We start from the raw sequence: 25,257 nt of genomic DNA, 5'->3' as shown, positions 1-25,257 counted from the left end.
TAACAACAATCGCGGGCGCGTTCGTTGTCCTGGGTGATCGAGGCCCAAACGCGGGTGCGACAAATGCGCGCCTAATCGCCGTCGGCGTTTTTAAACCGCAGGCTGTAAACGTAGGCGGCGACCAGGTGAACGCGCGCCTCGCCGATGAAGGGCGCCTGGGCGGGCATCACGCCGCTTCTTCCTTCGGTCAGGGTCTGGCGGATGGCATCCGCCACGCTTTGGTCTGGCGCGCGGTAAAGCCAGATATCGTTGGTCAAATTCGGCGCGCCGAGGGCCTGGTTGCCGGTGCCGTTGGCGCCGTGGCAGGCCACGCAAAAGCTTGCGTAGCGCTGCGCGCCGCTTTGGGCGCGGGCGGCGTCGTGCTCCAGCTCAGAAAGTGCGAGCACGTGCTGGGTCAAATCCTCGATGGCCTCCTCGCCCAGGTGCGCCCAGGCGGGCATCACGCCGCGCCGGCCTTGAGTGAGCGTGGTGAGCAGCGCCTCGGGCTCGCCGCCGTAGAGCCAGTCGTCGTCGGTCAGGTTGGGGAAGCCGTCACCGCCCTGGGCACCCACGCCGTGGCACACGGCGCAGTTGTTGGCGAAAAGCCGCCCGGCGATCTGCATGGCCTCGCCATTCTGGGCAAGCTCGGGAATCGGTACGTCGTGATAGCGGGCGAAGATCGGGCCGAAGCGCGCCTCGGCGGCGGCCACCTCCTCTTCCCACTGCGCCTGCTGGCTCCAGCCCAGAAGGCCCTTGAAGTTGCCAAGGCCGGGGTAGAGTGCCAGGTAGCCAAGGGTAAACACCACCGTGGCCACAAACAGATAGAACCACCATCGCGGCATGGGGTTATCGAACTCCTCTATACCGTCGACCTCGTGACCGGTGGTGCGATGAGAGTGCGGCTCATCATTGGATATCGTGTCGCGCCCGGCGTTGGCCGCCACCACCCAGACCACCAGCACCAGCGTGATCAACGTCAAGGCGATCACCCAGACGCTCCAGAAACCGGGCAGGGCGTTGTCCCACAGATCGCTCACCGGCGGTCCTCCCGCTCGTCGTGCGGCTCGTCGTCGGCGAAGGGCAGATTCGCCGCCTCGTCGAACGCCTTGTGCTGGCGCCGGGAGTAGGCCCAACGCACGATGCCGATGAACGCGATGATCAACAGCAGGGTGATCAGCCCGCGAAAGGTGCCGGTCGTCATTTAGCGCGTCCCCTCCAGCACCGTGCCGAGCTGCTGTAGGTAGGCCACCAGCGCGGTGATCTCCGGGGTGCCTTCGACCGCCGCGCGGGCGCCGTCGATCTGCTCGTCGGAGTAGGGCACGCCCAAACGCTTGAGCGCACGCATCTTGGCCGGCGTGTCGGCGCCGTCGAGCTCGCGCTCGAAAAGCCAGGGGTAGGCGGGCATGATCGACTCCGGCACCACGTCGCGCGGGTTGTAAAGATGCGCCCGGTGCCAGGCGTCGCTATAGCGCCCGCCGACCCGGGCCAGATCCGGCCCGGTGCGCTTGGAGCCCCAGAGAAAGTTGTGCTCATAAAGGCCTTCGCCGGCCACGCTGTAGTGGCCATAGCGCTCGGTTTCGGCGCGAAACGGGCGGATCATCTGCGAATGGCAGCCCACGCACCCTTCGCGGCGGTAGATATCGCGCCCTTCGAGCTCGAGCGCGGTCAGCGGCGTCAGCCCCTCGACGGGCTCGGTGACGTCCTTTTGAAAAAACAGCGGCACGATTTCGGCAAGCCCACCAAAGCTGATCGCCACCAGAATCAGCGCGCCCAGAAGCCCGGCGTTTTTTTCGACCAGCTCATGCTTCATGGCGGGCCTCCCGATGACGGGCTTTTTCGTGATGGGCCTGGTTGTGAGGGCCTTGGTTGTGAGCGGCCTGGTCGAGCGCGGCGCGCGACGAGGCGGCCTTGATCGTCATGTAGACATTGAACGCCATGACCAGCGTGCCCGCCAAAAACAAAAGCCCACCCAGCAGGCGCACGAGATAGCCCGGGTGGCTCGCCTCGACCGCATCGACGAAGCGGTACATCAGCGTGCCGTCGGCGTTGACCGCGCGCCACATTAGCCCCTGGATGACGCCATTGGCCCACATCGCCATGACGTACAAAAGCGTGCCGCACAGCGCGAGCCAGAAGTGCAGCGCGATCAGCGGCGTCGAGTACATGGCGGTGCGCCCGTAAAGGCGTGGAATCATGTGATAGAGCGAGCCGAAGGTGATCATCGCTACCCAGCCAAGCGCGCCGGAGTGAACGTGACCGATGTTCCAGTCGGTGTAGTGGGAGAAGGCATTGACGGTCTTGATCGCCAGCATCGGGCCTTCAAAGGTCGCCATCCCGTAGAAGGTCAGCGCGGTGACCAGAAAGCGCAGGATCGGGTCGGTGCGCAGCTTATGCCAGGCACCCGAAAGCGTCATGATGCCGTTGATCATGCCGCCCCAGGAGGGCACCAGCAGTATGATCGACATCACCATGCCCAGCGACTGCGCCCAGCTCGGCAGCGCCGTGTAGTGAAGGTGGTGCGGGCCGGCCCACATGTAGATCATGATCAGCGCCCAGAAATGGACGATGGAGAGCCGGTAGGAGTAAATCGGCCGCTCGGCCTGTTTGGGCACGAAGTAGTACATCATGCCGAGAAACCCGGCGGTCAGGAAAAAGCCCACCGCGTTGTGGCCGTACCACCACTGCACCATGGCATCCACCGCACCCGCGTAGAGCGAAGTCGAATACATCGGCGTGACCGGAAGCGCGGCGTTATTGACGATATGCAGCACCGCAATGGTGAGAATGAACGCCGCAAAGAACCAGTTGGCCACGTAGATGTGCGAGGTTCTACGCCGCTTGAGCGTCATCAGAAACACGATCGCGTAGCAGATCCACACCACCGCCAGCACGATGCTGATCGGCCATTCGAGTTCGGCGTACTCCTTGGTGGTGGTGTAGCCCATCGGTAGCGATACCAGCGCCGAGACGATCACCGCCTGCCAGCCCCAAAAGGTGAAGGCGGCGAGCCGGTCGCTATAGAGCCGTGTCTGGCAGGTGCGCTGAACCACGTAATAGGAAGTGGCAAACAGCGCCGAGCCGCCGAAAGCGAAGATGACGAGATTCGTGTGCAGCGGGCGCAGCCGGCCAAAGCTCGTCCAGGCAAGCCCCAGGTTCAGCTCCGGCCATACCAGCTGGGCGGCCAGCAACAGCCCCACGCCCATACCAACGATCGCCCACACCACGGCCATGATCGCGAACTGGCGAACGACCTTGTAGTTGTAAATATCGCTATAGACATCGCTGTAAACGGGCGAAGCGGTGCGGGGTGGTACGGTTTGCATAGTGAATCCCATCGATCGCGAGAGGGCATCAAGGCCCTGGGCGAGTCTAGCCTGGCCGGGCGCCGAGCTAAATAGCGCCGGTGGGAAAAGCCTCGCGCGAGATTCGGGTCAGATTATGACAGTTTTGATTGACGCGCCGGGGGCAATTACGGCATTCTTCGACGGCGCTTTCGCAGGCCCCCGGGCCCTGGTCGCCAACACGCTAATTTGAATCAAAATTCTTTCAGCGTATTGACACCCAACCCGAACCCTGTAGAATGCAGCGCCACGTGACCAGCGGGTGGTTAGCTCAGTTGGGAGAGCACCAGCCTTACAAGCTGGGGGTCACTGGTTCGAACCCAGTACCACCCACCATTTTTAATGGGTTGGCACGTGTAGCAGTAAAAGTTGATGTAATGCGGACCGGTAGTTCAGTTGGTTAGAATGCCGGCCTGTCACGCCGGAGGTCGCGAGTTCGAGTCTCGTCCGGTCCGCCACATCATCGTTTATTGCCAAGTTATCGCTATTCGGACCGGTAGTTCAGTCGGTTAGAATGCCGGCCTGTCACGCCGGAGGTCGCGAGTTCGAGTCTCGTCCGGTCCGCCACGATAACCTGATGTAGTAAATGATCAAGCGCGCCTGCGTTGATTATTGGGTGGTTAGCTCAGTTGGGAGAGCACCAGCCTTACAAGCTGGGGGTCACTGGTTCGAACCCAGTACCACCCACCATTTAAAAGCGCCTCTGAACCGCCTTTAAATGGTCGATCCAAAAGTGGACCGGTAGTTCAGTCGGTTAGAATGCCGGCCTGTCACGCCGGAGGTCGCGAGTTCGAGTCTCGTCCGGTCCGCCATCGATTTTTCCTTCCTGCTTTATATTTTCTCTCCAATTCGTTTTTATCAATTGATTTGAGCCCTTTCGCGCTCGAATACCCTCTATTCACGCTTTATGCATAAAAAAACCCCGAGCCGTGGCCCAGGGTCATCGTGTTTGTGTGCCTGACGTTTAGCCAATCGCGCTCACGCCGGCCCTGGCGATTTGAACGTCCTGCTCGGGTTTGACGCCGGAAACGCCGACGGAGCCGACCACCTGGTCATCCACCATGATCGGTACGCCGCCGGTGAGCATGCCCGTCAGCGGCGCAGAAACAAACGCCGTGCGCCCGCCGTTGATCATGTCTTCGAACACCTGGGTTTCCTTGCGCCCAATGGCGGCATTACGCGCCTTGTGCGTGGCGACATCGGCGCTGAAGGGGGCGGCGCCGTCGAGGCGGCGAAGGCCCAGCAGATGGCCGCCGTCGTCGGCCACGGCGATGGTCACTGCCCAGCCCTGGCGTTCGGCCTCTTGTTGCGCGGCGTCGAGCACGCGGTTGACATCGGTGTGACCCAGTACGGCTTTGGTTTTCATACGGCGTTTCCTTTTGCGTTGTCGTGTAAGCGATTATTCAGGCGCCCGGCTTCGTGAGCAGGCGCCAGGTGGTCAATCAGGCGAGCGCGGCGTCGACGACCTCGACCCAGTGGCGCACCGGCGTGCGGTTGGCGCTCGCCAGATGGGTTTGGCAGCCGATATTGGCGGTGACGATCATTTCCGGGTCACCGGCTTCCAGCGCTGCGAGCTTGTTGTCGCGAAGCTGGGTCGCGATCTCCGGCTGAGTGATCGAGTAGGTGCCTGCCGAGCCGCAGCATAGGTGACTATCCTGCACCGGCGTGAGCGTGAAGCCAAGCCGGGTCAGCACGCCTTCGACCGCGCCGTTAAGCTTTTGCGCGTGTTGCAGCGTGCAGGGGCAGTGAAATGCCAGGCGCTTTTGTGCTTGAACGCTCAGTTTCTCAAGCGGCTCCTCGCGCAGGACCTCGACGATATCCCGGGCCAGGGCGCTGACGCGCTTCGCCTTGTCGGCGTAGGCGGGGTCGTCTTTCAGCATCTCGCCGTACTCTTTCACAAACGCCCCGCAGCCGCTGGCGGTCTGAACGATCGCCTCGATGCCACTTTCGACGTGGGGCCACCAGGCGTCAATATTGGCGCGCATGCGCTCGCGCCCGGCCTCCTGGGCGTTCAGGTGGAAGTCGATCGCCCCACAGCAGCCCGCTTCCTGAACCGGCGTCAGGCCGATATCGAGCCGGTCGAGTAGCCGTGCCGTGGCGGCGTTGGTGTTGGGCGAAAGCCCGGGCTGCACGCAGCCCTCGAGAATCAGCATCTGGCGCGTGTGGGCGCTTTGCGGGCGCTTGCCGGCGTCCACCGGGGGCGGCGGCATCTTGGCTCTGAGCGGGCCCGGCACCAGCGGCTTGAAGGTCTGGCCGAGTGTTAACAGCGCCTTGAAGCGTTTGGGCTCGACCATCATCTTTCTAAGTGCGAAGCGAGTGGCGCGCTCGGCGGCCGGGCGCGGTACTCGGCGCTCGATTTCCGCGCGGCCGATGTTCAATAGCTTGTGGTACTCGACCCCGGACGGGCAGGTGGTTTCGCAGTTCTGGCAGGTCAGGCAGCGGTCGAGATGCAGGCGTGTCTCTTCGGTCACCTGGCTGTCGTCGTCCGCGCTCTCAAGAAGCTCCTTCATCAGATAAATGCGCCCGCGCGGGCCGTCGCGCTCGTCGCCCAACAGCTGGTAGGTGGGGCAGGTGGCGTTGCAAAAACCGCAGTGAACGCAGGTGCGAAGAATCCGCTCGGCTTCCTGGATATGGGGTTTCTGGCGATCGGCATCGGTAAAGTGCGTTTGCATGAAAGCTCTCCTTAAAGCCCCGCGTACAGCCGGCCCGGGTTGAAAATACCGTGGGTATCGAGCTCGGCCTTGAGCCTTTTGTGATACTTCTCGACGACCGGGTCGAGCGGCGTGAAGGGCGAGTCCGCCCCGCCCTGGGCTGCGGGCGTAAAGCAGGTAGCGTGGCCGCCGGCCTGCTGGCAGGCGCGGCGCAGCGCCTCACCGTCATGGGTCTTGATCCAGCGCTGGCTGCCCGCCCAGTCGTAAAAAATATCCGTCTCGTCAACGTCGATATCGAGCGGCGCGGTGTGGGGCGGGAGCGAGGCGCGCCAGAGTGCCTGGCCGGAGGTCAGCGTGAAGAAGTCGTGCTGGTGGTCGCGCAGCTGAGTCCAGAACGCATCCTCGAGCGGCTCTCCGCCCAGGCGCTCCCGGGTCGCCTTCACCGAGCTTTGGCCGCCTTCCAGGCGAAGGAACAGCGTGTTCTGGTGCCAGGCCGCGCCGGTGATCGGCAGCGGCTCGCGGCCAAGCGTGGAGAGTGAGCTTAGCGCGTCCTCGATACCCATGTCGTCAAGGCGCAGGCTGTCGGTGGCCGCCGGCCGGGGCAATACCTTGAAGGAGATATCGGCCAGCACGCCGAGCGTACCCTGAGCGCCGGCCATCAGCCGCGAGACGTCGTAGCCGGCGACGTTTTTCATCACCTCGCCGCCAAAGCGCAGCAGTTTGCCTTCTTGCGTGATGACGTGAGAGCCGAGCACGAAGTCCCGCGCCGCGCCCGCCCAGGGGCGGCGCGGGCCGGAAAGGCCGGTGGCGACAGCGCCGCCAATGGTACTGGCCTGGCCAAAGCTCGGCGGCTCGAAGGGCAGCATTTGATGCTCTGCGGCGAGCGCGGCTTCGAGTGTGGCAAGGCGGGTGCCGGCGCGCACGGTCACGACCAGCTCGACCGGGTCGTAGGTGATGATGCCGCTATGCTCGGTCATATCGAGCGTGATACCCTCGACCGGCCGGCCGTAAAAGCCGCGAGTGTCGCCGCCCTTGATGCGCAGCGGCGCGCGGCTTTGGTAGGCGTTGGCCACCTGCTGGCAAAGGGCCTCGCTGATATCGCGATCCGGCGCCCGTGTCGCTGGGTCAGTCGCTGGTTCAGTCATGGTCATTCCTTTCTCTCGTTCGCGGCGGCCTTTTTAAAAACGCGGCAGCTCCGGGTGGGGCAGATCGTTGTTGTGCACGTGCATGGCGCCAAACTCGGCGCAGCGTGCAAGCGTGGGGATGTTCTTGCCCGGATTGAGCAGACGCTTGTCGTCGAACGCTGCCTTCACCGCGTGAAACACGGTGATCTCATCGGCCTGGAACTGGCTGCACATCTGGTTGATCTTCTCGCGACCCACGCCGTGCTCGCCGGTGATCGAGCCGCCGGCGGCGACGCACAGCTCCAGAATCTTGCCGCCCACGTCCTCGGCAAGCTCGAGCTCGCCTTCCTTGTTGGCATCGAACAGGATCAGCGGATGCATGTTGCCGTCACCGGCGTGAAAGACGTTGGCGACCCTCAGACCGCTCTCCTCAGAGAGCGCCGCGATGCCCTTGAGTACCCGCGGCAGCTCCTTGCGCGGAATGGTGCCGTCCATGCAGTAGTAGTCCGGCGACATGCGGCCCACCGCAGGGAAGGCGTTCTTGCGCCCGGCCCAGAATTTGGCCCGCTCGGCCTCGTCCCTGGCCTGCTGAATGTCGGTAGCGCCGGCTTTTTCCAGTACCCGGCGCACGGTCTCGCAGTCATCGTCCACGTCCGCTTCGACGCCGTCGAGTTCGCACAGCAGGATCGCCTCGGCGTCCAGCGGGTAGCCCGCCCGCACGAAGTCCTCGGCGGCCTGGATAGCGAGTTTGTCCATCATCTCGAGCCCGCCGGGCACGATACCGGCGGCGATGATGTCGCCTACCGCGCGGCCGGCCTTCTCGACATCGTCGAAGCTCGCCATCAGCACCTTGGCGACGGTGGGCTTGGGCAAAAGCTTCACGGTGATCTCGGTGACCACGCCGAGCATGCCCTCGGAGCCGTTGATCAGCGCGAGCAGATCGAAGCCCGGGGCATCAAACGCCTCCGAGCCGAGCGTCATGTGCTCGCCTTCGATGGTCAATACGTCGACGCGCAGCACGTTATGTACGGTCAGCCCGTACTTCAGACAGTGCACGCCGCCGGCGTTTTCCGCCACGTTGCCGCCGATCGAACAGGCGATCTGCGAGGAGGGGTCCGGCGCGTAGTAAAGCCCGAAAGGCGCGGCGGCCTCGGAGATCGCCAGATTGCGCACGCCGGGCTGCACCCGGGCAAGCCTGGCGTCCGGGTCGACGTCGATGATCTTGTTGAAGCGCGACATGACCAGCAAAACGCCTTGTTCTAGCGGCAGCGCCCCGCCGGAAAGGCCGGTGCCGGCGCCGCGAGTCACCACCGGCACGCCAAGTTCGAAACAACACTTCAAGAGCGCCTCGACCTGCTCGAGGTTTTCCGGCAGCGCCACCAGCATGGGCAGCACGCGGTAGGCCGCCAGGCCGTCGCACTCAAAGGGGCGCAGATCCTCTTCGCGAGAGAGCAGAGTGAGCGTCGGGGCGGCGCGCTCGAGGGCAGTGAGCACCTCGCGCTTGTCACGGTCGATCAGCTCGCCGTCGAGGCGCGCGTCATAGAGGATATTCATATCCCCTCCTGTTATTAGGGTACTGATTTTTTAAAAACGCTAGGTCACGGGATAGCCGCTAATCTGAGCTTTTTTTGTGTACCTGTCCAGCCTGTGGTGCAATGGTCTGACCAGTTGATGGTCGCCCCTTTACCGTTGGAGACACCTGCGTGACATCCTCATTCATGGAACCCTCGCTTGGCCGGCGTGCCCCGGAGCACGTGGCAGCGAGAATCGAAGAGCTGATTCTTGAAGGGGTGTTTCGCCCGGGCCAGCTGCTGCCTTCCGAGCGCCGGCTATGTGAGCGGCTGGGCGTTTCTCGCGCCTCGCTGCGTGAAGGCCTTCGCATTCTGCGCAGTAAAAGCATCATCGAGACCCGCCAGGGGCGCGGTTCGGTCGTGGCCTCGCTGCTCCCCATGCCTCAGCAGGGGCCGCTGATGCACCTGTTTCGCGACCATCCACGTACGCTGTTCGATTTGCTGGAAGTGCGCTCGCTGCTGGAGGGGGAGTCCGCGTACCTGGCCGCTCGCCGCGGCACCTCGATGGACCGCGTGCTGATTACCCGGCGCTATCAGGAGATGGCCGAGTACGTCGAACACGCCGAGCCAATCGACGTGGAGCAGCTGGCGCGCTTTGATCACGCCTTCCATTTGGCGATCTCCCAGGCCTCGCACAACCCGGTGCTGGTGCACACCCTGCAAAGCCTGACGGATCTGCTGCTGAGCTCGGTGTTTGCCTCGGTGAAGCACCTTTACCACCGCCCGGCGCCGCGCGCGATGATCAACCACCAGCACCAGCAACTTTTCGAAACCGTCATCGCCGGCGACGCTGACGGCGCACGGCGCGTCGCGCTAGAGCACCTTTCCAGCATCACCGAGCTCTTGCGCGAGCTGGACCTCGAGAACGAGCGGTTGGAGCGCTCGGCGATGCGCCTTGAGGAGTGGCGTTAGCGTTTGCCCGAGCGGCCAGGCCCTCGTGATTGCCTGAATGCCAGCGCGGGCGCTACGCTAACGCGACCCAGCTAACAAACGATGACACAGCAAGCAGACCCAACAGAACAAGAGGAATGAGCATGGCCATTTATCAGTTTGGTGAGCAGCGCCCCGACATCGGCGACGACGTCTACGTTGCCGAGACCGCCGATGTGATCGGGCAGGTGACGCTGAAAGCCCGCGCCAGCGTCTGGTATCAGGCGGTGCTGCGCGGCGATACCGAGCGGTTGGAGGTGGGAGAGCAGAGCAACATTCAGGACGGCGCGGTGCTGCACGCCGACCCCGGCTTTCCCCTGACCGTGGGTAAGGGCGTGACCGTCGGTCATCAGGCGATGCTGCACGGCTGTACGGTGGAGGATGGCTGTCTGATCGGCATTCAGGCGGTGATTCTCAACGGCGCGGTGATTGGCGAGAACAGCCTGGTCGGCGCCTGCGCTTTCGTGAAGGAGGGCGCGGTGTTTCCGCCCAACTCGTTGATCGTCGGCTCTCCCGCGCGGGTGGTGAAAACGCTGCCCGAAAGTGCAGTGGAGGGGCTCAAGCTGAACGCGCAAAGCTACGTGGAGCGTGGCCAGCAACACGCCAAAGAACTCAAGAAAATCGGTTGAAAAGCCGACGTTAAGCGCATAAAAAACCACCCCGAAGGGTGGTTTTTTGCGTTGGGCCAGGCCCGCTAAACGCCTGCAGCCGCTACATCAGCGTGTCGGTCACCCCCAGAACGTAGAAGGCAATCAGCGCGATGATACCGGCAAACGTCAGGTAGTAGATCGTCGGCAGGATGGTAATGCGGATCGTGGCGCCCTCGCGGCCCAGAAGGCCCACGGTGGCAGAGGCGGCCACCACGTTGTGGATGGCGATCATGTTGCCCGCTGCCGCGCCTACGGCTTGAAGGGCGATCATCATGGCGGTCGACACGCCCAGGGTTTGCGCTACGTTAAACTGGAACTCGGCCAGCATCAGATTGGAAACCGTGTTGGAACCGGCGATAAAGGCCCCCAGCGCACCGACGGCCGGGGCGAAGAAGGGATAGACATCGCCCACGCCGTTGGCCACGGCCTGCGCCATCATCACCGGCATGGAGACCAGATCCGCTCCGTTTACACCGGAGTTGATCAGAATACGCACCATCGGCACGGTGAAAATCAGCACGAAGCCTGCGCCGAAGATGGTTTTAGTGGACTCCGACACCGCCGCCTTCAGCTGGCCGCCGTTCATCCTGTGCAGGAAGTAGGTAATCAACACGACCGCCAGGATGATGCCACCGGGTAGGTACAGCGGCTGTACGCCGCCGCTCACGCCGGTTTCACCGAGGATGTTCGCCCAGTTCAGGTTGATAGACGTCAGTGCGACACGAAGCGGCTCGATGGTGCGCGAGGCGACCAAAAAGAGCGCCAGCAGCACGTAGGGAATCCAGCCTCTGAGCGTGGACATCGGCGCCCGGCCGGCCACGTCTTCCATTTTGATTTGCAGGTTGCCGATCCACTCATCCGGCCAGGACGTCGCTTCGGGGAAGTCCCAGGTGTCCTTGGGCAGCAAGAAGCCCTTGCGCGCCGCTGGTACCACGATGGCCAGGCCAATCATGGCGCCGATCATCGAGGGGAATTCCGGGCCGAGGAAGACGCCGACCAGCATGTAAGGCACGACGAACGAGATGCCGGTGAAAATGGCAAACGGGGTAATCGACAGGCCCTCTTTCCAGGACTTGTTGGCACCGAAAAAGCGCACCATCACGGTGACCAGAATCAATGGCATCAGTATGCCAATGATGGCGTGAGTGATCGCCACTTCGCTGGTGATCAGCCTGAAAAACACCTCCCAGGAAGAGCCGTTGGCAACAAGCGCCTCGGTGATCCCGTTGCGGTCGACCCCGGTGCCCACGCCCACGATGATCGGCGTACCTACCGCGCCAAACGACACCGGCGTGGACTGGATCATCATGCCCGCCACCACGGCGGCCAGCGCCGGAAAGCCCAGTGCGACCATCAAGGGGGCGGCCACGGCGGCGGGCGTACCAAAGCCCGAAGCGCCTTCGATGAAACAGCCAAACAGCCATGCCACGATCAGCGCCTGCACGCGACGGTCCGGGCTGATACCGGAGAAGCCGTTGCGAATCGCCATGATGCCGCCGGAGTGTTTGAGCGTGTTGAGCAGCAAAATCGCGCCGAAGATGATCCACAAAAGCCCGGCGGTCTGAATCAGGCCCTGAATGGTCGAGGCAGCCACACGGGTAAAGCTCATGTCCCAGGCGGTCAGGCCGATCACGGCGGCGGTGAGGAAGACCAGCGGCATGGCGATTCTGGCGGGTACTTTAAAGCCAATCAGTAAAATACCCGCAAGCAGCAGCGGCATGAACGCCAGTAATGCAAGTATCGTTTCACTCATGGAGGAGAGCCCTTGTTTGTTCGACGGTGCTTTTATGAGTAGTCACTGCTCGGCGCTTGTGGCGCGTAAGCAGCCCAGGCCAACGATACGACCAGCTTAACGCGCTGACTACATTGGAAAATTGGTCTTACCAGTCAGCGGCGGGGATTGATGCTGTCTTGTACCTGATGATTTTGAATCAAGTCGTTGTTTTTGATCGATATAACATCAGGGGTGCCAACGAGAAGTGACGTTTTTCATTAGACTAATAGATAGGGCGGCAGGTAGGTGGTTGGGCAAGCATCAGGGCTTGTTTGTGGCGCGGGGAGCGACCATGCTGAACACGTCGTCTTTCAAGCGAGGTGAACCGATGGATCGTATCGTTTATGACCTGTGCGGGCGCGATGAACGCCTGCGTTTTTCGCCTTACTGCTGGCGCGTGCACCTGTCGATGGCGCACAAGGGGCTCGCCTATCGCACCGAGCCTTGGCGCTTTCAGCAAAAGGAGAAGATCGCTTTTGCCGATCACGACAAGGTACCCGTGCTGGTCGATGGCGACACGGTGGTGACCGATAGCTTCGAGATCATGCGCTATCTGGATCAGACCTATCCGGACGCGCCGCTGCTTGGTGAAGGACAGAGCTATCAGCGTGCGCTCTTTTTTAAACTCTTCGTCGAACGTAGCGTTAGCCCGGCCCTGTTTCGCATCGTGGTGATGGACCTGCTCGAGGCCATTCATCCCGACGACCGTGACTATTTTCGCGAAACCCGTGAGGCGAACTTCAAGATGCGCCTTGAGGAGCTTCACAACCCCACCCAGGGGCGCGAGCAGCTCGACAAGGTGTTGACGCCGGTGAACGCGCTGCTAAAAGAGAGCGCCTTTCTCGACGGCGACGCGCCGGCAGGCGCCGACTACCTGCTGTTTGGAAGCTTCATGTGGGCTCACGTCGTGTCACGCGAGGCGCTGTTCGACGAGCACCAGCCCATCTCGCGGTGGTTCGAGAAAATGCTGGCCATTCATGACGGTATGGCAGGCCAGGCACCCACGGTGCGCGAGGTATAGGTCTCATCCCAACGGCTGAAATGATGCAGTGCGGCAAAAATCATGTTGCGCTGCACAAAAAGCACTGCTAGTTTTAGGGGACACAAGGCAAGTGCTTTGGTATCGACCGCCCCACATGCGCGTCGAATCGCTAACTGGCAGGAGGTTACGTGATGGATAAGACCGCAGAGAACACCAAACAGCAGTTTGAGTCGATTTTCGTATCGCCCATGCGCTCATACACCCTGGCCGCGCTCGATTACTACGAGCGTCTCGTCGGTGCCCAGATGGACGCCGCTCGTGCCTACTCGGACATGAGTCTCGCTCAGGCGCGTACCTGGCTTGACGTGAAGGACGCCGACGGTTTCAAGCGTGCCATGCAGTCCCAGCAGAAAACCGCGTCCGACTTCATGGAGCGCGTCAAGGGCGACTCCGAGAAAGTCACCTCGATCGGTCAGGACTTCATGCAGGACAGCCAGAAAATGGCCGAAGAGCAGACTCAGAAAGCCGCTGATACCATCAACCGGTAATCAATCCGGTCGCTTTCGAAGCCGCCCCCTCGGGGGCGGCTTTTTCGTGGGCGAAACGAAAATAACCGGCGGCTCAGGCCTCGCTCTTGGCGATCAGACGAAAACGCGCGATGCAGGCGATCTGCTCGATGGCGGTTTCCCGCTCCTCGTCCGGCGTATTGTTGAGCCGCGTCTCAAACGCCGCCAAAATATCGTGGCGGTCGAGCCCTTTCACCGCGATCACGAAGGGGAAGCCGAACTTCTCAAGGTAGGCGCCGTTCAAGGACTCAAAGCGCGCCAGCTCCTCGATTGAACACTGGTCGAGCCCGGCGCCGGCCTGCTCGCTTTTCGAAGCGTCGGTCAATTCATCGGCCAGCGCCGCCTTGCCGGCCAGGTCCGGGTGCGCGCGAATCACCTCGATCTGACGCTCGCGCGGCGCGGCGCGCAGTACATCGCTCATCGTTTGCGCAAGCACGGCCGGATCGTCGTGGGGGATATCCAACCCCTGGTGCCAGGCCTGCTCGGCGATCCAGGGCGAGTGTTCGAACACGTCGCCATAAGCCGCTAAAAACGCGTCCAGCGAACATTGGCTGGGGGCCGGGGTGAGTGAATCGGTTGCCTCTTGATGCGCGTTTGTCACGGCGTCTTCTCCTTGGCGTAGAGCGAGGGGGCGGTGTATACAATCGATGGTATCACCACTAAGCTTTGATCAATACAAGGTGTTGACCGATGGGTCAAACGCACCGCCGATAACAGGAGAGAGCCCATGGGGCGGCTGACGACCCACGTACTGGATACCGCCAGAGGCGCGCCTGGCGCAGGCATCACGATCGAGGTGTTTCGACTTTCGGCCGGCTCTCGCGAGCACCTGGGGAGTGCGGTGACCAACGCCGACGGACGCTGTGATGGCCCGCTTCTTGAGGGCGAGCGCTTTCTGGCCGGCGAGTACGAGCTGGTGTTTCACGCCGGCGACTATCTGCGCACGCAAGGGGTCGAGGCCGTCGAGCCGCGCTTTCTGGACGTAATTCCGCTGCGCTTTGGCGTGGCCAGCGCTGATGAGCACTACCACGTGCCGCTGCTACTCTCGCCCTATGGTTACTCGACATATCGCGGCAGCTAAACAGACCCTAAAATCGGCACCCGATTTATTTCTTGCAAGGAGACGCCATGAGCGACGAGCAGGCCGCCATGAAGCGCCGCGCGCCTGAAAGCGACGGCGACGCGCGCCACGAGTCGATTTATCGTGCGGTGAGCGATGCGATCGTCGAGCAGCGCCTAAAGCCCGGTGCGCGCCTTCGCGAGGATGCGCTCTCCGAGGTGTTCGGCATCAGCCGGACCGGCATTCGCAAGATTTTACAGCGCCTGGCGCTGGAGCAGCTCGTCACCCTTACGCCGCGCCGCGGCGCCAGCGTCACTCGCCCGACCGCGGAAGAGGCGCGCGACGTCTTCAACGCGCGTCAGCTGGTCGAATGCGGGCTGATGGCGGACGTTGCCAAGCGTATGGCCCCGGCGGATGCCGACGCGCTTCGCACCCTGGCCCACCGCGAGCGCCAGGCGCTGCGTGAGGGTCAGCAGAGCGTGGCCATTCGCCTCTCGGCGGATTTTCACGTGCATCTGGCAAGGCTTTCCGGCAACGCCACGCTTGCCGACTTCGTTGAGCGGCTCTGCTCGCGCTCGTCGCTGATTCTCGCGGTCTACGGCCATCGCGGTCATCTGGGCTGCGAGTCCCACGATCACGACGATTTGATCAATTACCTGGAAGCGGGTAAGACCGAGCGCGCTACGGCGTTCATGAGCCGTCACCTGAAAGCGATCGAAGCCTCGCTTTCGATGGTGGAGGAGGAAGAGAGCGTGCCGGACTTGCGCCAGATATTTGCCGGTTGAAGGATGGTCGCTGTGGGCAGGTTTACATCAGGCTCCAGAAGGCTTCTACCAGCGGGTTTTTCAGGTTTTTCTTTAGCGTGAACAGGCCGATATCGTAGGGCTCGAGCTTTGGCGCCACGTCCAGCACGCGAATGCGCTCCCTGAGCGGGCTGTTGTCGAGCACGATTTTAGGCACCACGCCGATGCCGAAGCCCAGGCTGACCATGCTGACGATCGCCTCGTTCCCGGTGACCTGGGCGTAGATACGCGGCGAGATGTCTTGTCGGCGAAACCACTCGTCCACCCGTGCACGCGACACGCCGCTTTCCGACAAAATCATGGGAACACTCGCCCACTGCTCAGCCGTGCCAGGCGTGCCGGTGGGAGCGTTCGGCCCCGGCTGCTCGAGCGGGGCAATGAATAAAAGCGGTGAGGTGGCGATCGGCTTGAAGGCCAGTCCTCGCGGCAGGTGGGCGGGTTTGGCGGCGATGCTCAAATCTTCCTTGCCCTCCAGCACGTGGGCGATGGCGTGTTCCGGGTCCCCGGTGCGTAGCTTGATCTCGATGGCCGGGTAGGCGATCCGAAAGCGGCGCAAAAGCTCGTGTAGAAAGCTGTAGCTGGCGGTCACCGAACCATACAGACTGATCTCGCCGCTCAACTCCCCGGGGTTATCGGTCAGCTCATGGCGAATCAGGTTCCACTGGCTGCTGGCCTCGCGGGCGTACTCGAGAAATCGCTGGCCTTCCCGGGTCAGCATCACGGTCCGGTTGTCGCGATTGAAAAGCGCCACGCCAAGCTCGTCTTCCAGATAGCGGATATTGCGCGAAAGCGCCGACACGCTCACAAAACACGCCTCGCTTGCGCGGCCAAAGTGCAGTGTCTCCGCCAGCGCCAGAAACTGTTTGAGAAGTTTGAAGTTCATTTCGCCATCATACCCCTGTTTTGTTAAAAGCGGGATGTGCTGTTGCAAATATATCAATTTAAGAAAGAGTCGTTTTTGGGTAGATTGGCTCTACCTACTCGGCGCTGGCGTTTGAAGCGAGCGACCGGGTCACTTTTTTCGTGTCGGTGTGGCTACATCGACCGCGTTTGATCACAGATCGGGATATCCAGAATGGCTAATTATTTCAATACCCTGACGCTTCGCGAACAGCTGGAGCAGCTTGCCAAATGTCGTTTCATGTACAGCTCTGAATTCGACGAGGGTGTCGAGGCGCTGAAGGGCAAGAAGATGGTGGTCATTGGCTGTGGCGCGCAAGGCCTCAACCAGGGCTTGAACCTGCGCGACAGCGGCCTGGACGTCGCCTACGCGCTGCGTCCGGACGCCATCGAGCAAAAGCGCCAGTCCTGGAAGAACGCCACGGAAAACGGCTTCACCGTGGGCACCTACGAAGAGCTGATTCCGACGGCGGACGTAGTTCTGAACCTGACGCCTGACAAGCAGCACACCTCGGTGGTCAACGCTGTGATGCCGCTGATGAAGGAAGGCGCGTGCCTCTCCTACTCGCACGGTTTCAACATCGTCGAAGAAGGCATGAAGATTCGCGATGACCTGACCGTCATCATGGTCGCGCCCAAGTGCCCGGGCTCCGAGGTGCGCGCCGAGTACGTGCGTGGTTTCGGTGTTCCCACTCTGATCGCCGTGCACGAAGCCAACGACCCCAAAGGCGAAGGCCTGGCGCTGGCGAAAGCCTACGCGGTGGGCACCGGCGGCCACAAGGCCGGCGTATTGATGTCCTCTTTCATCGCGGAAGTGAAATCCGACCTGATGGGCGAGCAGACGATTCTTTGCGGCATGCTGCAAACCGGCTCTATCCTCTGCTTCGACAAGATGATCGAAGAGGGCATCGAGCCGGGCTACGCCTCGAAGCTGATTCAGTACGGCTGGGAAAACATCACCGAAGCGCTGAAGTACGGCGGCGTGACCAACATGCTGGACCGGCTCTCCAACCCGGCCAAGATCAAGGCCTTCGATTTGGCCGAAGAGCTGAAAGAGATCATGCGTCCGCTCTATAACAAGCACCAGGACGACATCATGAGCGGGCATTTCTCGCACACCATGATGGAAGACTGGGCGAACGACGACGCCAACCTGCACAAATGGCGCGCCGAAACTGCGGAAACCAACTTCGAGAAAACGCCGGCCGGCGACGTTGAAATCTCCGAGCAGGAGTACTTCGACAACGGCATCCTGATGGTCGCCATGGTGAAAGCGGGTGTCGAGCTTGCGTTTGAGACCATGACCGCAGCAGGTATCATCGCCGAGTCCGCCTACTACGAATCGCTGCACGAAACGCCGTTGATCGCCAACACCATCGCGCGCAAGAAGCTCTACGAAATGAACGCGACGATCTCCGATACCGCGGAGTACGGCTGCTACCTGTACAATCATGCCTGCGTACCGCTGCTGGCGGACTTCATGAAGGGCATCAAGTCTGATGTCATCGGCAAAGGCCTTGAGGTCGACGACAACGGCGTGGACAACGCGCGCCTGATCGACGTCAACGAAGCGCTGCGTTCGCACCCGGTAGAAGCCGTTGGCGCCGTGCTGCGCGGTCACATGGCCGATATGAAGAAGATCGTTTAACCCCTGGGTTAGCCGTTAGCTAGTCAAATCGAAGCCGGGCTATCCCCAGGATACGCCCGGCTTTTTTGTCTCTTTTTCCAGCCCGAAGGAGCAACTGCATGGCGTCCTCGATTCCGCTTGCGAGTATTCAGCTAAAGAGCGCGACGATCAGCTTCGATGATCGCTTCACCCTGAGCGAGGTCGACTGGACCATCGAGCCCGACCAGCACTGGGTGATCACCGGCGCCAACGGCGCCGGCAAATCGGCGCTGGCGGCGGCGCTGGCCGGCGTTGGAAAGCTGGAGGCGGGCAGCATCGAGGGGCTTCCCAAGCGCGTCGGGCTGGTCTCCTTCGAGGCGCAGGCCGAACTCATCGCCGCGGAGCTTAAAAAGGACGATGCCGACATCATGGATGTCGTATCGCTGGGCACGCCGGTCAGGGAGATGATTTTTGATTACTGCCGGGATGTTGAGCTTGCCGAGCAACTGGTCGAAAAGTTTGGCCTGGCGCCGCTGCTGGAGCGCGCCTTTCGCAAGCTCTCGACGGGTGAGACCCGCAAGGTCATGCTGATTCGGGCGCTGGCCAACGAGCCGGCGCTTTTGATTCTGGACGAGCCGTTCGATGGCCTCGACGCCGACACGCTCGCCATGCTCCAGGCACACCTGGCCGCCATCGTCGAGCACGTGCCCATGGTGCTGGTGCTCAATCGCTTCGACGAGATGCCGGATTTCATCACCCATGTGGCCTATCTGGACAAGGAGCGCCCCGCACCGGTGAAAGGTAGTAAAAAGCGTGGCGAAGGCGGGCGGCTGGCGTTCGCGGTCGACCGCCAGGATGAAGCGGCTTACAACGAGCTTTATCAGCTGCTGCATTTGAAAACCAGCGATTTGCGCGTGCCCGAGGCGGACCCTGCCAGCCAGCTGCCGGGGCTCGACCCGAGCCAGCCGCTGGTCAAACTCACCCAAGCGACGATCCGCTACGGCGATACCCTGATCGTCGACCGCCTCGACTGGACGATCGAGCAAGGCCAGCACTGGCAGCTCAGTGGCCCCAACGGCAGCGGTAAAACCTGCGTGCTCTCCTTGATCACGGGCGACCACCCGCAGTGTTACACCAACGATATCTTCGTGTTCGGCTTCAAGCGCGGCAGCGGCGAGAGTATCTGGCAGATCAAGCAGTTCATCGGCTACGTCTCCACGGCCCTGCAGTGGGAGTATCGCGTCAGCACCAGCTGCAGGAACGTCGTCATTTCGGGCTTCTATGACAGTATCGGTGTGTATACCAAGGCCACCGATCAGCAAAAACGCATCGCCGATCAGTGGCTTGAGCTACTGGGCATGAGCGCGCGGGCGGATCAGTCGTTCAACAAGCTCTCCTACGGCGACCAACGGCTTTTATTGATTGCTCGGGCGATGGTCAAACACCCGCCGCTGCTGATCCTCGACGAGCCCTGCCTGGGCTTGGACGACATGAACCGCCAGCTGGTGCTCGCGCTGATCGAGAAGATCTGCGAAGGCGGTGAAACCACGGTGCTTTACGTCAACCACCACACTGAAGACCGCATCAAGGAGATCGATAATCACCTGATGTTGGAGAAATCCAATTAGTGGAGAGCGTTTAGGTTGCCATTTCATGACGTTGCAATTGATCGCGTCAGAAAGTGACTTATTAAATCAAGGATGCTGGGGATATTGGTTATTTGCTTAATGATTGGCGTAGCTGCAAGGAAAGGCGGTATAAATAAGCCGGCTTGCGATAATTTCGGCCACTTGGAGCGATAGAGCTTCGAACGCGCACAGGACTGTAATAAGCCGCCACCTTCTAGCGATAAAAGCATCGTTTTGGATGGCGGAGAAAGGAAAATTTTATTGAATAATCGTGAAATTCATGGATGCTTTAATCTGGTCTTGCTGACGTAGTCAATAAAAGAAGTCGCGAAACCTGATATCTTGAATTTAGTTATCAAGCATCCGTATTTTACCTGGGTTGAGCAAATTATATGGATCGTTGGATGACTTACTGTCCAGAATCGCTTGATCCAACGCTCCTCCGTGCTTGCCATCTTCCAAAAAATATGTATGACTATTATTGACCTTTATGCCTAGCCTTCGGTGAATCTCGATGATATCTAGCAAGCGTTGATCGCTGGTGTATTTTACTAACGGAAGCCCGGTAATGAGTATCTTGCTTTGAGCATTGCGGATGAATTCAAGATGAATTAATACTTCACTATTCGTCTCTTTTTTAACTTCCTTGAGTTGTTCCAATACACATGTGTCATCGTAATTGGTTTGTAAGTTAGTGAAGTTTTTATCGTGCTTAAGTGCTTGTAAGGTAGAGTGATTCCAGCAATGCTCCATTAACGTTAGGCCCGACTTATTGGCCTCGTCGAAACTTTGGTGCCATGCGATGGTGCCACTGTGCTTTGCGCTCAACTCCATGAAAGGTACTCGGCAGTTGGAGGCAATCAAGGTAATGACATAAAAACGCTCAGGCGCTATTTGGACGGGTATGTCCTTGAAATAAGAGGCAGCGACACCGTCGTAGAGCGATATCTCGCGCTTGTCCATACCTGCCGAGTCTAGCAATGCACGACAAAATGTATAAGCATTTTCAAGCGAGGCGAATTCCATCAGGTACTCGCTCCAGTCCCTTGCCGGCGTCAATACGAGCTGTAACTCGAGGATAATACCATTGGTGCCATAAGTATGATGATAAGTTAAAAGTTCATCACCGCTAATATCTATTACCCGGGGATACTGTTCGATGGTTAAGATTCGAGCTCTTTGAACGGTACCAGATGTAGCGACTGGGCCGTAATTAACCGACCCTATCCCTCCAAACCCACCTGCAAAAAGCCCTCCTATGCTTGCTGCTTTGTAGGTAGACGGCATGCAACGAAGCTCCCAGCCATGTTGACGGGTAAGGTTTTCAAGTTCACCCATTCTCATTCCAGCTTGTACTTGAATGACACCATCGCTAATCCATTTGCATGTTTTCAAAGCTATCATATCGACAACAACACCACCTAAAAGCGGTACTGCTTGGCCATAGTTACCTGTTCCACCACCTCGAACGGTTAAAGGAATATCTAAATCTACGCAGACGCTGATTAGCGCTTTTAATTCGCTTTCATTTTTAGGGCGAGCAATAATATCCGCTTTTTTTTTGGCTAACAGTGGTGTTAATAAAGGACTGAACCAGTAAAAATCCTTGGATAAACGCTTAATATGGATTTTAGAAGTTACCCACTCGATGTCGGGTAGTCGTAATTGCAGCGTGTCTATAGAAAACATTAGTTCATACCTTGGGAAGGAAGTTTTTACGCTTCGCTTTCGTGCCAATGGCCGATTGCAAGCTTTGAAAGTACTGACATGGTGGTAAATAAAACGACGCCCGTCAGCGATATCAGCACAAGTGATGCAAACATACGTGGAATATTAAGCTGATAACCTGACTGCAGAATCTGATAGGCGAGCCCAGTATTGGCACCACCGGTACCCGCAACAAACTCAGCAACCACAGCTCCAATTAACGCCAAACCACTTGCTATGCGAAGGGCGGCAAAAAAGTAGGGAAGAGCAGAAGGAACGCGTAACCGCCAGAGCGTTTGCCAGCGGCTTGCGCGGCGTAGTCTGAAATAGGCCAACAAATTGGGGGATACACTGCGAAGGCCCAATGTCGTATTTGAAATAATTGGGAATAAAGCTACTAAAGACGAACAAACAACAAGTGCCAGGGTGGTATTTTGAATCCAAATGATAATCAAGGGCGCAATGGCCACAACAGGTGTGACCTGTAAAAGTACTGCGTAAGGAAAAAAAGCTCTTTCGATCATACGGCTTTGCACAAACATAAAGGCGACTAAAACGCCTGTAATGATCGCAAGCAAGAACGAGATAAGCGTGATTTTTAGCGTGTTCATTAAGGATGAACCCAGAAGTTGCCAATCCTCTATTAATGTTTTAGTCACCGATAGTGGAGAGGGGAAGAGGTATTCAGGAACTTCGCTCATCACCACTACCGCCTGCCAAATTATCAGCAGTAAAACTGCGATAACGGAGGGAATGCATATATTTCTGAACCTTTCGTGACGCCATAATGGCAATGTACTACTCATGCTCATCCTCCGTACTGGCCGCAGCAATCAAATGCTCGTGTAGTTGCATGGCATATTCGCTAAAACGAGTGCTCATCCGAAAATCAGAGTGTCTGGGAAAGGGCTCATCGATATGAATATCCGCAACAACCCGGCCTGGACGTGCAGCCATTACGATGATGCGTTCTGAGAGAAAGACAGCTTCATGTATGGAGTGCGTGACAAACAGCACGCTTAGGCTGTTCTTTTGCCAAAGATCCAGTAGATCGCCATCGAGCTTGAAGCGGGTAATTTCGTCTAGAGCGCCAAATGGTTCGTCCATCAATAGCAGGTTTGGCTTGACGACCAGACCTCGCGCAATAGATACCCGCATCTGCATACCGCCCGAGAGTTCACGAGGCAGGGCGTCGTCAAAGCGAGTGAGGCCAACCAGCTCAAGTGCCTGATCGACTCTTGCATGGATATCTTTGCGGCTAAATCCTTCAAGCTCCAACGGCAGGCTTACGTTTTTACGCACGCTGTGCCAAGGAAGTAGCGAAGCTTCCTGAAATACAAATGATAGAGAGCGTTGACTCTCATGAAGTCGGTTGTGAGGTTTATTCCAAAGCAGCAAACGCCCGTCTGAAGGCTCCGTGAGCCCAGCAACCATTTTAAGCAACGTGCTTTTACCACAGCCAGAAGGTCCCAGTAGTGTGACAAACTCTCCTTCCTGTATGGTCAGATCAACAGGCATGAGCGCTCGTGTGCCGTTGGAATAAATTTTTTCACAGGATAAAAGCTCTACAGCTTTTTGCGCTGAGGCTGTGCTGAATCTGCCTATAGCCGTCATGGCATCACCGGGTTTTTTGTAATAAATTCAGTGGTATAAACCTTAGGTAGTGAAACGTTATTAGTGTCGATGAGCTCGTTATCAACGGCCATTTGCCATGTTGCCTGCATGCGGTCGTCGGTAATAATGCCAATGCCACCAGTTTGTGCATCGCCACCGGTCGAGATGCCGCTGGAACGAAGCTGATTAAGAGCGTAAGCCAGCTGTTCATCACTCATGTTGGGGTTCTCTGCTTGAATAAGCCTGTTGCCAGTGGCCGGATCTGATAGATAACTTTTCCATCCCTGCATGGTCGCCTCAACGAATGCGTATACCTGTTCAGGATGTTCATTGATGACATCGTCGTGACAAGCGATGGAGTTACCATAAGGCGGGTAACCCTCCTGACCTAGCGAGAAGACTTTATAATCGGCATCCGCTTGCATCATGGCAAAGGGTTCGGAGCTCATATAGCCTTGCTGAGCGAGTGATGTGTCTGCCATGAAAGGCTGGATATTAAAGGTATAAGGGCGGCTCATATCATCGGTGAAACCGTACTGACTTTTTGCCCATGGCCACCATGACGAGTGGGCGCTTGAGGATATCAGGACTGTTCGACCTTTAAGATCAGAAAGCGTATTGATATCGCTATGGGTAATGATGACAATAGGATCAAATTGAAAGCTGCTGGCCACCATGGTGATAGGAATACCTTGGCTGCGGGCCAGCATCGTTCCTACATCATCACGTATTATGCACTCGGCTCGTCCTGCGCCTAATAGCTGAACGGCGTTAACTTGTGGTCCTCCCATGCGTAAATTAACGTCTAATCCTTTGTCGGCATAAAGGCCTTCGGCCATTGCTTGATAAAAGCCGCCATGCTCAGCCTGCGCATACCAATTGGTAATAAAGGTAAAAGGTGTCAGCGAGTCGCTTTGAGCATTTGCATAAGTGCTGATCGTCAAGACTGGAGCGGCGATGCAGCAGCTAAGCCAGCGATATTTTGTGGGTATTGTTTTCATGCTTTTCTCCAGTGCTGGTGTGGAATAACTGATGGATTAAACGTGGTCTTCAACATCGCCTGTGTACTGACCTCGACCCCACGAGGAGGCTTGACGCACATGCCACTGAACCTTGTGGACTTCAGTAATTGCTTGTGCCCATTGGGAGGAGAGTTCATCCAGCAGCTTGGCGCCTTGTTCTTGTGTCGCGTGGGTCGGGTCACCGATAACGCCGGTTGGCCCAAAGTCGCGAGCGACCCAAGCGGCGGCAGGGCGAGTGCTCGATAGGGTTGGGCATGGGAAGGGATCTGGCATACAAGCTTTAGCGCGTTCCATATGCAGCGTATCTGGCGCTAACTGCATCATGATGGCCGTTTCGCCGTGTCCTGCGTGCATCGCTAATTGGCGTTCTTCTTGTGACATGAAACTCGTATCATGAGCCACGCTCCAGGCGGAGCGAGGAATTATCATGAAATCGCCATGGCGCAGTCGCAGCTCCCTGGCGGCCATTTCAAGAGGCTGTGGTTGGCCACCATGAGCATTGATTAAAATGAGTTTACGAAATCCTGCTCTATAAACAGACTCGCCAATTTCCTGAATCGTATGGAGAAACAGCTCGCCAGTAAGTGTCATAGTGCCTGGGAAATGTAAATGCTCGTCCGATTTGCCATAAGTGATCGGCGCCAATGCATAGGCGGGCACATTAGAGGAGAGCTTCTCCATCGCTTTACCTACTACGCCGGCCGCAATTATGGCATCTACTCCACAAGGCATGTGGGGACCGTGCTGCTCTATAGCGCCTACGGGAAGAACAATGACGGTATTTTCTTTATCTTCTAAAGCAGCGATATCGGTCCAGCTCAAGTAGGGAAGAAATCGCTGAGCGGGCGTATAACCATGTAACATGATTAATCCTTGGCTACGTTGAGTGGTAAGTAGGCAGTCGCTTCTACTTCAATTAGTACCTGTTCACTAGGTAACATGGCGCTTACTTCTACAATGGTTGAGATGGGGGGGTCATCGGGAAAGAAGAGCCCACGTACTTCGCTGTAGTAAGGAAAATGGTCAAGATTGCGGAAGTACTGAACGAGTTTGAAAACATCACTCATTTGTCCTCCCTCTCGTTGAATGATTTGTTGGATTGCATCAAGTACATACCAGCTTTGAGAGAGAATCGGGCCTTTTTTAAGATCGCTCGAGAACTCGCCCGTACGCCCAAGTATTCTTGCTGCCTCATCGGGTATATCATCAAAGCCATTGACGATTAGCCGTCGAGCAGGATCGACCGCAATAATCCCGGATAAAAAAATAAAATCACCCACCCGTTTACTGGCGGCATAGCGCGCCAAAGGGGCTCCCTTGTCCGGATGACTCATCACTGCGCTCCATTG

At 58.6% G+C, this 25,257-nt stretch carries 25 protein-coding genes and 5 tRNA genes; 13 read left to right on the top strand and 17 right to left on the bottom strand.

Annotated features, from left to right (window positions below; all coding sequences use genetic code 11):
• Positions 1–71: 71 nt before the first annotated feature.
• From ccoP to ccoN, 4 genes are read right to left on the bottom strand one after another with little or no spacing between them, the layout of a single operon-like run.
• Positions 72–1,016, bottom strand: a complete 945-nt coding sequence (gene ccoP / locus RN347_RS13670; protein WP_311958591.1) for a cytochrome-c oxidase, cbb3-type subunit III — start codon at positions 1,014–1,016, stop codon at positions 72–74.
• Positions 1,013–1,180: a cbb3-type cytochrome c oxidase subunit 3 gene (locus tag RN347_RS13665; RefSeq protein WP_311958590.1), complete on the bottom strand. Its 168-nt coding sequence runs from the start codon at positions 1,178–1,180 to the stop codon at positions 1,013–1,015. The genes ccoP and RN347_RS13665 overlap by 4 nt, the downstream gene beginning before the upstream one ends.
• Positions 1,181–1,789: a cytochrome-c oxidase, cbb3-type subunit II gene (gene ccoO / locus RN347_RS13660; RefSeq protein WP_263586241.1), complete on the bottom strand. Its 609-nt coding sequence runs from the start codon at positions 1,787–1,789 to the stop codon at positions 1,181–1,183. It lies immediately after the preceding gene.
• Positions 1,779–3,302 carry a cytochrome-c oxidase, cbb3-type subunit I gene (gene ccoN, locus RN347_RS13655; protein WP_311958589.1) on the bottom strand — a complete coding sequence of 508 codons (1,524 nt, stop codon included), beginning with the start codon at positions 3,300–3,302 and terminating at the stop codon, positions 1,779–1,781. Before ccoN ends, ccoO begins: the two co-directional genes overlap by 11 nt.
• A gap of 278 nt (positions 3,303–3,580) precedes the next feature.
• Between ccoN and RN347_RS13650 the strand changes: the two genes are divergently transcribed.
• The 5 genes from RN347_RS13650 (at position 3,581) to RN347_RS13630 (ending at position 4,132) form a co-directional block, all read left to right on the top strand.
• Positions 3,581–3,656, top strand: a tRNA-Val gene (locus RN347_RS13650).
• Positions 3,657–3,701: 45 nt separating this feature from the next.
• Positions 3,702–3,778, top strand: a tRNA-Asp gene (locus RN347_RS13645).
• A 32-nt stretch (positions 3,779–3,810) separates the two neighbouring features.
• Positions 3,811–3,887: transfer RNA gene (locus RN347_RS13640), tRNA-Asp, on the top strand.
• 47 nt (positions 3,888–3,934) lie between these two features.
• Positions 3,935–4,010 (top strand) — tRNA-Val (locus RN347_RS13635).
• A 45-nt stretch (positions 4,011–4,055) separates the two neighbouring features.
• Positions 4,056–4,132: transfer RNA gene (locus tag RN347_RS13630), tRNA-Asp, on the top strand.
• Between the two features lie 152 nt (positions 4,133–4,284).
• Here the strand turns inward: RN347_RS13630 and RN347_RS13625 are convergent.
• The 4 genes from RN347_RS13625 to glcD all read right to left on the bottom strand — a co-directional run bounded on the left by RN347_RS13625 (position 4,285) and on the right by glcD (position 8,649).
• On the bottom strand, positions 4,285–4,686 hold the full coding sequence (locus RN347_RS13625; RefSeq protein WP_311958588.1) for a heme-binding protein: 402 nt from the start codon (positions 4,684–4,686) through the stop codon (positions 4,285–4,287).
• Between the two features lie 76 nt (positions 4,687–4,762).
• The gene (gene glcF, locus RN347_RS13620; RefSeq protein WP_263586244.1) at positions 4,763–5,992 is read right to left on the bottom strand and encodes a glycolate oxidase subunit GlcF; all 1,230 of its coding nucleotides are present in this window, start codon (positions 5,990–5,992) and stop codon (positions 4,763–4,765) included.
• 11 nt (positions 5,993–6,003) lie between these two features.
• On the bottom strand, positions 6,004–7,116 hold the full coding sequence (gene glcE / locus RN347_RS13615; RefSeq protein WP_311958587.1) for a glycolate oxidase subunit GlcE: 1,113 nt from the start codon (positions 7,114–7,116) through the stop codon (positions 6,004–6,006).
• A 33-nt stretch (positions 7,117–7,149) separates the two neighbouring features.
• Entirely contained in the window at positions 7,150–8,649 is a 1,500-nt protein-coding gene (gene glcD, locus RN347_RS13610) for a glycolate oxidase subunit GlcD (RefSeq protein ID WP_311958586.1), read from the bottom strand.
• Positions 8,650–8,813: 164 nt separating this feature from the next.
• On the opposite strand from glcD, the gene glcC reads away from it, so the two are divergent.
• Positions 8,814–9,578 (top strand): transcriptional regulator GlcC, encoded by a 765-nt coding sequence (glcC, locus tag RN347_RS13605; protein ID WP_263587286.1) that lies wholly within the window; start codon positions 8,814–8,816, stop codon positions 9,576–9,578.
• 122 nt (positions 9,579–9,700) lie between these two features.
• Positions 9,701–10,225, top strand: coding sequence for a gamma carbonic anhydrase family protein (locus RN347_RS13600; protein ID WP_311958585.1), 525 nt, complete (start codon positions 9,701–9,703; stop codon positions 10,223–10,225).
• 82 nt (positions 10,226–10,307) lie between these two features.
• On the opposite strand, the gene RN347_RS13595 is transcribed toward RN347_RS13600, so the two are convergent.
• A complete protein-coding gene (locus RN347_RS13595) occupies positions 10,308–11,999 on the bottom strand; it encodes an L-lactate permease (RefSeq protein ID WP_263586257.1) in 1,692 nt (563 codons plus the stop codon).
• Positions 12,000–12,312: 313 nt separating this feature from the next.
• On the opposite strand from RN347_RS13595, the gene RN347_RS13590 reads away from it, so the two are divergent.
• Both RN347_RS13590 and RN347_RS13585 read left to right on the top strand, forming a co-directional pair.
• Positions 12,313–13,041, top strand: a complete 729-nt coding sequence (locus RN347_RS13590) for a glutathione S-transferase N-terminal domain-containing protein (protein ID WP_409365759.1) — start codon at positions 12,313–12,315, stop codon at positions 13,039–13,041.
• Between the two features lie 152 nt (positions 13,042–13,193).
• Positions 13,194–13,550: a phasin family protein gene (locus RN347_RS13585; RefSeq protein WP_263586258.1), complete on the top strand. Its 357-nt coding sequence runs from the start codon at positions 13,194–13,196 to the stop codon at positions 13,548–13,550.
• 73 nt (positions 13,551–13,623) lie between these two features.
• Here the strand turns inward: RN347_RS13585 and uraD are convergent, their stop codons facing one another.
• Positions 13,624–14,169 (bottom strand): 2-oxo-4-hydroxy-4-carboxy-5-ureidoimidazoline decarboxylase, encoded by a 546-nt coding sequence (uraD, locus tag RN347_RS13580; protein WP_311958584.1) that lies wholly within the window; start codon positions 14,167–14,169, stop codon positions 13,624–13,626.
• A gap of 126 nt (positions 14,170–14,295) precedes the next feature.
• Here uraD and uraH point away from each other — a divergent pair, with 126 nt between their 5' ends.
• Positions 14,296–14,649, top strand: coding sequence for a hydroxyisourate hydrolase (uraH, locus tag RN347_RS13575; RefSeq protein WP_311958583.1), 354 nt, complete (start codon positions 14,296–14,298; stop codon positions 14,647–14,649).
• Between the two features lie 47 nt (positions 14,650–14,696).
• On the top strand, positions 14,697–15,413 hold the full coding sequence (locus RN347_RS13570; RefSeq protein WP_311958582.1) for a GntR family transcriptional regulator: 717 nt from the start codon (positions 14,697–14,699) through the stop codon (positions 15,411–15,413).
• A 22-nt stretch (positions 15,414–15,435) separates the two neighbouring features.
• Here RN347_RS13570 and ilvY read toward each other — a convergent pair whose 3' ends face one another.
• Positions 15,436–16,314 (bottom strand): HTH-type transcriptional activator IlvY, encoded by an 879-nt coding sequence (gene ilvY / locus RN347_RS13565; RefSeq protein WP_311958581.1) that lies wholly within the window; start codon positions 16,312–16,314, stop codon positions 15,436–15,438.
• A gap of 192 nt (positions 16,315–16,506) precedes the next feature.
• On the opposite strand from ilvY, the gene ilvC reads away from it, so the two are divergent.
• Together ilvC and modF are read left to right on the top strand one after the other, a co-directional pair.
• The gene (gene ilvC / locus RN347_RS13560; protein ID WP_263586263.1) at positions 16,507–17,979 is read left to right on the top strand and encodes a ketol-acid reductoisomerase; all 1,473 of its coding nucleotides are present in this window, start codon (positions 16,507–16,509) and stop codon (positions 17,977–17,979) included.
• Positions 17,980–18,077: 98 nt separating this feature from the next.
• Positions 18,078–19,565: a molybdate ABC transporter ATP-binding protein ModF gene (gene modF, locus RN347_RS13555; protein WP_311958580.1), complete on the top strand. Its 1,488-nt coding sequence runs from the start codon at positions 18,078–18,080 to the stop codon at positions 19,563–19,565.
• Positions 19,566–19,913: 348 nt separating this feature from the next.
• Here modF and RN347_RS13550 read toward each other — a convergent pair whose 3' ends face one another.
• From RN347_RS13550 to RN347_RS13525, 6 genes are all read right to left on the bottom strand, one after another.
• On the bottom strand, positions 19,914–21,254 hold the full coding sequence (locus RN347_RS13550; RefSeq protein ID WP_311958579.1) for an FAD-binding oxidoreductase: 1,341 nt from the start codon (positions 21,252–21,254) through the stop codon (positions 19,914–19,916).
• 26 nt (positions 21,255–21,280) lie between these two features.
• Positions 21,281–22,078, bottom strand: coding sequence for an ABC transporter permease (locus RN347_RS13545; protein ID WP_311958578.1), 798 nt, complete (start codon positions 22,076–22,078; stop codon positions 21,281–21,283).
• Positions 22,071–22,790 (bottom strand): ABC transporter ATP-binding protein, encoded by a 720-nt coding sequence (locus RN347_RS13540; protein WP_311958577.1) that lies wholly within the window; start codon positions 22,788–22,790, stop codon positions 22,071–22,073. Before RN347_RS13540 ends, RN347_RS13545 begins: the two co-directional genes overlap by 8 nt.
• A gap of 92 nt (positions 22,791–22,882) precedes the next feature.
• Positions 22,883–23,887: an ABC transporter substrate-binding protein gene (locus tag RN347_RS13535; protein WP_311958576.1), complete on the bottom strand. Its 1,005-nt coding sequence runs from the start codon at positions 23,885–23,887 to the stop codon at positions 22,883–22,885.
• A gap of 36 nt (positions 23,888–23,923) precedes the next feature.
• On the bottom strand, positions 23,924–24,772 hold the full coding sequence (locus RN347_RS13530; protein WP_311958575.1) for a creatininase family protein: 849 nt from the start codon (positions 24,770–24,772) through the stop codon (positions 23,924–23,926).
• 2 nt (positions 24,773–24,774) lie between these two features.
• Entirely contained in the window at positions 24,775–25,242 is a 468-nt protein-coding gene (locus RN347_RS13525) for a RidA family protein (RefSeq protein WP_311958574.1), read from the bottom strand.
• Positions 25,243–25,257: the final 15 nt, after the last annotated feature.

Origin of the sequence: Halomonas sp. PAMB 3264, assembly GCF_031954245.1 — a bacterium.
GTDB lineage: Bacteria > Pseudomonadota > Gammaproteobacteria > Pseudomonadales > Halomonadaceae > Vreelandella.
This window is presented reverse-complemented; position numbering and strand designations above follow the sequence as displayed.

Excerpts from the sequence above, each read along its gene's own strand:
- RN347_RS13665 (WP_311958590.1), bottom strand. The coding sequence starts at position 1,180 with ATGACGACCGGCACCTTTCGCGGGCTGATCACCCTGCTGTTGATCATC.
- ccoO (WP_263586241.1), bottom strand. The coding sequence starts at position 1,789 with ATGAAGCATGAGCTGGTCGAAAAAAACGCCGGGCTTCTGGGCGCGCTG.
- ccoN (WP_311958589.1), bottom strand. The coding sequence starts at position 3,302 with ATGCAAACCGTACCACCCCGCACCGCTTCGCCCGTTTACAGCGATGTC.
- RN347_RS13625 (WP_311958588.1), bottom strand. The coding sequence starts at position 4,686 with ATGAAAACCAAAGCCGTACTGGGTCACACCGATGTCAACCGCGTGCTC.
- glcF (WP_263586244.1), bottom strand. The coding sequence starts at position 5,992 with ATGCAAACGCACTTTACCGATGCCGATCGCCAGAAACCCCATATCCAG.
- glcE (WP_311958587.1), bottom strand. The coding sequence starts at position 7,116 with ATGACTGAACCAGCGACTGACCCAGCGACACGGGCGCCGGATCGCGAT.
- glcD (WP_311958586.1), bottom strand. The coding sequence starts at position 8,649 with ATGAATATCCTCTATGACGCGCGCCTCGACGGCGAGCTGATCGACCGT.
- glcC (WP_263587286.1), top strand. The coding sequence starts at position 8,814 with ATGGAACCCTCGCTTGGCCGGCGTGCCCCGGAGCACGTGGCAGCGAGA.
- RN347_RS13600 (WP_311958585.1), top strand. The coding sequence starts at position 9,701 with ATGGCCATTTATCAGTTTGGTGAGCAGCGCCCCGACATCGGCGACGAC.
- RN347_RS13595 (WP_263586257.1), bottom strand. The coding sequence starts at position 11,999 with ATGAGTGAAACGATACTTGCATTACTGGCGTTCATGCCGCTGCTGCTT.
- RN347_RS13590 (WP_409365759.1), top strand. The coding sequence starts at position 12,313 with ATGCTGAACACGTCGTCTTTCAAGCGAGGTGAACCGATGGATCGTATC.
- RN347_RS13585 (WP_263586258.1), top strand. The coding sequence starts at position 13,194 with ATGGATAAGACCGCAGAGAACACCAAACAGCAGTTTGAGTCGATTTTC.
- uraH (WP_311958583.1), top strand. The coding sequence starts at position 14,296 with ATGGGGCGGCTGACGACCCACGTACTGGATACCGCCAGAGGCGCGCCT.
- RN347_RS13570 (WP_311958582.1), top strand. The coding sequence starts at position 14,697 with ATGAGCGACGAGCAGGCCGCCATGAAGCGCCGCGCGCCTGAAAGCGAC.
- ilvY (WP_311958581.1), bottom strand. The coding sequence starts at position 16,314 with ATGAACTTCAAACTTCTCAAACAGTTTCTGGCGCTGGCGGAGACACTG.
- ilvC (WP_263586263.1), top strand. The coding sequence starts at position 16,507 with ATGGCTAATTATTTCAATACCCTGACGCTTCGCGAACAGCTGGAGCAG.
- modF (WP_311958580.1), top strand. The coding sequence starts at position 18,078 with ATGGCGTCCTCGATTCCGCTTGCGAGTATTCAGCTAAAGAGCGCGACG.
- RN347_RS13550 (WP_311958579.1), bottom strand. The coding sequence starts at position 21,254 with ATGTTTTCTATAGACACGCTGCAATTACGACTACCCGACATCGAGTGG.
- RN347_RS13545 (WP_311958578.1), bottom strand. The coding sequence starts at position 22,078 with ATGAGTAGTACATTGCCATTATGGCGTCACGAAAGGTTCAGAAATATA.
- RN347_RS13540 (WP_311958577.1), bottom strand. The coding sequence starts at position 22,790 with ATGCCTGTTGATCTGACCATACAGGAAGGAGAGTTTGTCACACTACTG.
- RN347_RS13535 (WP_311958576.1), bottom strand. The coding sequence starts at position 23,887 with ATGAAAACAATACCCACAAAATATCGCTGGCTTAGCTGCTGCATCGCC.
- RN347_RS13530 (WP_311958575.1), bottom strand. The coding sequence starts at position 24,772 with ATGTTACATGGTTATACGCCCGCTCAGCGATTTCTTCCCTACTTGAGC.
- RN347_RS13525 (WP_311958574.1), bottom strand. The coding sequence starts at position 25,242 with ATGAGTCATCCGGACAAGGGAGCCCCTTTGGCGCGCTATGCCGCCAGT.